Annotated in this window: 6 protein-coding genes; 3 read left to right on the top strand and 3 right to left on the bottom strand. The window is 58.2% G+C overall.

The features are described 5' to 3' along the window. Window positions 1-345 (bottom strand): hypothetical protein (locus A3730_RS18980; protein WP_197477528.1); only part of this gene is annotated, 345 nt, incomplete at its 3' end. A gap of 401 nt (window positions 346-746) precedes the next feature. On the opposite strand from A3730_RS18980, the gene A3730_RS18970 reads away from it, so the two are divergent. Beyond that, the gene (locus A3730_RS18970; protein WP_063538685.1) at window positions 747-1,652 is read left to right on the top strand and encodes an aspartyl/asparaginyl beta-hydroxylase domain-containing protein; all 906 of its coding nucleotides are present in this window, start codon (window positions 747-749) and stop codon (window positions 1,650-1,652) included. Window positions 1,653-1,655: 3 nt separating this feature from the next. Here A3730_RS18970 and A3730_RS31875 read toward each other — a convergent pair whose 3' ends face one another. Then, on the bottom strand, window positions 1,656-1,943 hold the full coding sequence (locus A3730_RS31875) for a hypothetical protein (protein ID WP_197468632.1): 288 nt from the start codon (window positions 1,941-1,943) through the stop codon (window positions 1,656-1,658). On the opposite strand from A3730_RS31875, the gene A3730_RS18965 reads away from it, so the two are divergent. Both A3730_RS18965 and A3730_RS18960 read left to right on the top strand, forming a co-directional pair. Next, window positions 1,942-2,343: an activator protein gene (locus tag A3730_RS18965; RefSeq protein WP_231880593.1), complete on the top strand. Its 402-nt coding sequence runs from the start codon at window positions 1,942-1,944 to the stop codon at window positions 2,341-2,343. The genes A3730_RS31875 and A3730_RS18965 overlap by 2 nt on opposite strands. A 128-nt stretch (window positions 2,344-2,471) precedes the next feature. Continuing rightward, window positions 2,472-3,146, top strand: a complete 675-nt coding sequence (locus tag A3730_RS18960; protein ID WP_063519769.1) for a hypothetical protein — start codon at window positions 2,472-2,474, stop codon at window positions 3,144-3,146. A gap of 79 nt (window positions 3,147-3,225) precedes the next feature. Here A3730_RS18960 and A3730_RS18955 read toward each other — a convergent pair whose 3' ends face one another. After that, complete coding sequence (locus A3730_RS18955; RefSeq protein ID WP_063519768.1) at window positions 3,226-4,599, bottom strand: DEAD/DEAH box helicase; 1,374 nt, start codon at window positions 4,597-4,599, stop codon at window positions 3,226-3,228. Window positions 4,600-4,842 lie beyond the last annotated feature (243 nt).

Raw genomic sequence — 4,842 nt, 5'->3', positions numbered from 1 at the left:
TTTCCAGATACGACGATCGTCATCGCCGGGTACCCGTTGCAAATAGAGGGTCAGGGTGTCGTCCGGCAGGGTCAGGGTGGCGATCTTGTCCCGGTAGCTGGGCAGGCCGTCATCCCGGTGCCCCTCCGGGTGGGTGGATAACCGGGTCAGGTCGAGAATACGCTGCTGCCCCCAGACAATGTTCAGCTGCTCCATCAAGGTGGCGGCGTCCTTGTCGGCCATGTCTGCGGGCAGGTAGCGCATGTCCAGGTAAGCCCCGGCGGCGTCCCAGTTTCCGTCCTGGGCTGCGTTCATGATGGCCAGCATGGTCGATAGGGGGGGTATCGCCGGGTCGAATGCTGTCATCTTGCAGGGAGTCAGCAATCACCGCTTCGGCTTTCTCCCCTGTATCAATGACATCCTTGATGGTCAGCGAGCTATCGTCCGCGTGGCTCCACGGTGCCAGGAGCAGCAGGCAGGCGATCAGGGGGAGAATTCGGTGCGTCACAGGGTGGATTCCTCAAGGCTGGGGGCTGTTGTGCCAAGGCAAGGCTAGAATGTACCGCTAACCGGGGTGTCGGCCAATGATGGTGGCGCTGACAAGGCCGCAGAGAACAGACCGACGGGCCTGTCAGACAGAGCAATGGCGGCAATTGGCAGGTATTATCCCGGTTTTACGGGGGATTTTGCTTTAAAATCCCGGCCGTCGATTTTTCGGGCAGCGCGGGTTGCCTCGAACCTGGGATCAATGAACCAAGGGAAAACAGATGACCGTAATTCTGGCCTGTCTGCTGACTTATGCAGGCTGCATTGTTTTTATTCGGGTGCGTAACCGGGAACCGTTTGGCCTGAAGCGCCAGCTGTCGGACTTTTCCACCTTTATGGTGCCGTTCAATATTCCGGCCTATCTGCTGTCCAAGGTGCCAACCACGCCGCGCCTGAGCCTGTCACATCTGCCAGAGCTACAGCTGATTGAGGATAATTGGGAAACCATTCGCGATGAGGCGGTGGCGCTGTATCACGGGGGGCTGATTACGGCGAAAGAGGATCTGCCGGCCAGTAGTTTTTACAAGGATAATCGCTGGACCAGTTTTTATCTGAAAGTGTATGACAACAAGCTGCCCTCGGCCTATGACCTGGCGCCGAAAACCATGGCGCTGCTGGAGCAGATTCCCACCCTGAATATCGCCCTGTTCGCGGTGTTGATGCCGGGCAAAAAACTGAATCGCCATCACGATCCGTTTGCCTACACGCTGCGCTACTCCATTGGTCTGAGTACCCCCAATGATGAAAACTGCGGGTTGACGGTGAATGAGGAGGATTACATCTGGCGCGATGGCGACAGCATTATCTTCGATGAAACCTATATTCATTCTGCGTGGAATCGCACGGACACTCCGCGCATCATCCTGATGACTGACGTGGATCGCCCCCTGAAGAGTAAATGGGTGCAGAAGGCGTACTGGTTCTTCGGCTGGTTTTTTAATCGCTTGTTCATGATTGACAACGTGGACAGTAGTCACACTGGCATTGGTAACAAGCTGGGCAAGGGCGTTCTCGCGTATAAAGCGTTCCTTAAATCGGTGAAGAGGAAGAATAAGCGGTTCTATGTAACAGCCAAGTGGGCGGTGGTTCTGGCAGTGCTGGGCAGCATCGGTTACTCATTGCTGTGAATGCTATTCATTTTTCAAAGAACGATTAACGGTAGCAGCGCGGCGAAGATCTGCCGTGCTGTGATTGGCAGCCGCTGAATTGCCGTGACAATATTGGTGTGGGGAGATAATAAGTAAAGCTGCAGACAAAATAAGAATCGAAACAGGAATAATAACAATGATAAGGACTGTCATTGCCCGCAGGAGCGCCGTGCTCTTGCCCATCGTGTTGTTGTCGCTTTCCTTTACCGCATCGGCCGACGTGGCCGTGGCGCCGGCTGGGCCCTTTTCCGCCAGCGGTGAATTGGCCATGAAAAAAGGCCGTATACCGGTTTCCTGTGAAACCACCTTTGATGGCCGCGTGGATGCCGCCGGTGGGCTTCGTGTTACTGCGGTGACTTTCGGGGGGCTCAACCCTTTGTGTAAAAGCATCAAGGCGCTGGGCCTGCCCTGGCAAGGGCAGGTGGATAGCCCCCGCAAGCTCACGGTGCATGATATGCAGGTTAAAATCCGTGTGCCCTTGCTTGGGGGGATTTGCGGCCCGGGGCCTGTGTCGCTGGTATGGCGTAATCCCGAGGCTTCGGCCAGCTTTGAGCAGGTTAGTTTGGGGCCGGATTGCGCCATGAACGGCACCATGCTGACTACGCCACAGGTGGATATCCGCCATCCGATGCAGACCGGTGCGGTTACACAAAGTGCGAGTTTGCCCTGAAGACGTATCAGCTTTGTTATTCCGGCCTGATCGGCGTTTCCCCTGCGCCCGTCCCCCCGCTATTATGGCCAGCTTGATGGGCTGCCTGGTGGGCGGCCACGGCACACAGAACAGGCAAGGATATAACAATGCAAAATGTGGTGGCGATTCCCGCAAACCCGGCGCTGGTGAACAGCACGGAAGATTTCATTCACGCTGTTGAGAATGATCGCAAGGACAGCGCGGAGAAGTTCATCCAGATGGCAGATCATCTGACCGACCGTGTTCTTAGTCTGTTCCTGGTGGAGCCGGCGAACATGACCGAACTGTCCGGAGGCCAGAAAAAAGTCATCGATTTTGCCGTTTCTACTGCGGGCAAGGCGTCCAGCATGCTGACTCGCCAGATCTTCAAGAAAATCACCAGCAAGGAATTTGCACCGGTACTGGCGAACGTGAAAGACATGTACTGGCAGGCCGGTGACGACAACGGTAACCAGGCTCATATTTCGTTCCCGGTGGATGACGCCTTTGCCGAGAGATTCCGCAAGGCCACCGAGCTGTGTGCGGCGGGCAAAGGCACCGAGGATGTGGCGCTGGTGACCCGCGCCATGGGCGATGTGGCAGACAAGATTATCGATGAAGTCTTTGTTGCCAACACCAAGGAAGTGAAGGTGGGGTTTGTGACCCAGAAGGCCTTGAATGTGGGGGTGGATGGCAGCCGCAAGGCGGTGCATGCGGTGAACAACAAGGTGCTCAAAGATCTGAGTGATGCCGAGCTGCAAGGTTATATGGCCCACTACCAGGGGCTGCTACGCCAGCGTTAAGGGTTGGCGTCAGCATAAAAAAACGGGGCCAGCTGGCCCCGTTTTTTTATCCGGCGTCAGGCACCGGGCGTTATGCGATTCAGGCTTTATTGCCATTTGCCGGACGGTTGTTGCGTTGCGGCCGGCGCCGACGTTGCCCGTTCCCGGCAGGTTTTCCTGCACCTGCATTGCCGCCATTGCCGTTGGCCTTGCTGCCTTGATGCGCGCGTTGGCCGTTACCGGACGACTGCCCGCCCCGGTGGCCACCGGAGGAAGGTTTTTTCGGCTTCTTGGGGCGTTTGTTTTTGGGAGGTAAGGGAGCGCGGCCAGCGGGAAGCGGTTCGCCGGGCTCAAAGCCCGCCACGATTTTGCGCTCCAGCTGTTGCTGGGTCAGGCGCTCAATGTCCTTGAGCTGCTGGAACTCGTCGGCACTGACCAGGGAAATGGCCTGGCCCGTGGCGCCGGCCCGGCCGGTGCGGCCGATACGGTGCACGTAATCCTCGGGGACATTGGGCAAGTCCACGTTGACCACCTGGGGTAGCTGTTCGATATCCAGGCCGCGGGCGGCGATGTCAGTGGCGACCAGCGCGCGCACCTTGCCGCTTTTGAAGTCGGCCAGGGCGCGAGTGCGGGCGTTCTGGCTTTTATTGCCGTGGATGGCGGCGGCTTCAATGCCGCTGGCTTCCAGTTGCTTGGCCAGCTTGTTGGCGCCGTGCTTGGTGCGGCTGAATACCAGCACCTGGAACCAGCCGTGCTCCTGAATCAGATGCGTGAGCAGGGCGGGTTTGCGCCTCTTGTCCACCGGGGCGATCCATTGGGTGACCAGTTCGGTGGTGGTGTTGCGCGGGCTGATATCCACTTCCACCGGGTCGTTGACCAGCCCTTTGGCCAGGGCACGAATTTCCGGCGAGAAGGTGGCAGAGAACATCAGGTTCTGACGTTTGGGCGGCAGTTTCGAGAGGATCTTGCGGATGTCGTGGATAAAGCCCATGTCCAGCATGCGGTCGGCTTCATCCAGGATCAGCACTTCCAGGTGATCGAACTTCACTGCGTTCTGCTGATACAGGTCCAGCAGGCGTCCCGGTGTGGCCACCAGCACATCGCAACCGCCACGCAGGCGCTGCATTTGCGGGTTGATCTTCACACCACCGAATACCACGCTGGACGTCAACGGCAGGTTCTTGCCGTAGGTGGAGACGCTTTCCGCCACCTGGGCGGCCAGCTCGCGGGTTGGCGTGAGCACCAGGGCGCGGACCTGATTGTTGCGGGCAGGCGTGCCGGTGCGCAGGCGTTCCAGAAGCGGCAGGGTAAAGCCGGCGGTTTTGCCGGTACCGGTCTGGGCGGCGGCCATCACATCACGGCCGGACAATACGGCGGGAATGGCCTGGGCCTGAATAGGGGAAGGGGTGTCGTAGCCACGCTCAGCCACGGCCGCTTGCAGGGCATCACACAGCCCGAGATCTGAAAAATGCATGAAGTTGGGAGGATCAGCTGGAAAAGGGCGGCAAGCCTAACTGATCCGGGGCGTGAACACGAGTAATGCTTGGTAAAGCCGACGGCCGGTTCAGGCTGCCTGGTGGCTGATATCGTGGCTTTCTATGGATTCCCATTGGCCGGCGTCGGCGGCATGGCTGTCCTCGAAGATGCCATCAACCTGCTCGGGGAGCCAGTTCAGATCCAGGGCTTCATTCTGTTCCATTTTTCCTTCCCCTCTGTT

The organism is Alcanivorax sp. HI0044 (assembly GCF_001634945.1).
The sequence above is the reverse complement of the archived record's forward strand: the minus strand, read 5'-3'. Positions and strand labels throughout refer to the sequence as shown.

What these genes read in the sequence shown, in the direction of transcription:
- A3730_RS18970 (WP_063538685.1), top strand. Translation starts at nt 747, where the DNA reads ATGACCGTAATTCTGGCCTGTCTGCTGACTTATGCAGGCTGCATTGTT.
- A3730_RS18960 (WP_063519769.1), top strand. Translation starts at nt 2,472, where the DNA reads ATGCAAAATGTGGTGGCGATTCCCGCAAACCCGGCGCTGGTGAACAGC.
- A3730_RS18955 (WP_063519768.1), bottom strand. Translation starts at nt 4,599, where the DNA reads ATGCATTTTTCAGATCTCGGGCTGTGTGATGCCCTGCAAGCGGCCGTG.
- A3730_RS31875 (WP_197468632.1), bottom strand. Translation starts at nt 1,943, where the DNA reads ATGGCCAATTCACCGCTGGCGGAAAAGGGCCCAGCCGGCGCCACGGCC.
- A3730_RS18965 (WP_231880593.1), top strand. Translation starts at nt 1,942, where the DNA reads ATGAAAAAAGGCCGTATACCGGTTTCCTGTGAAACCACCTTTGATGGC.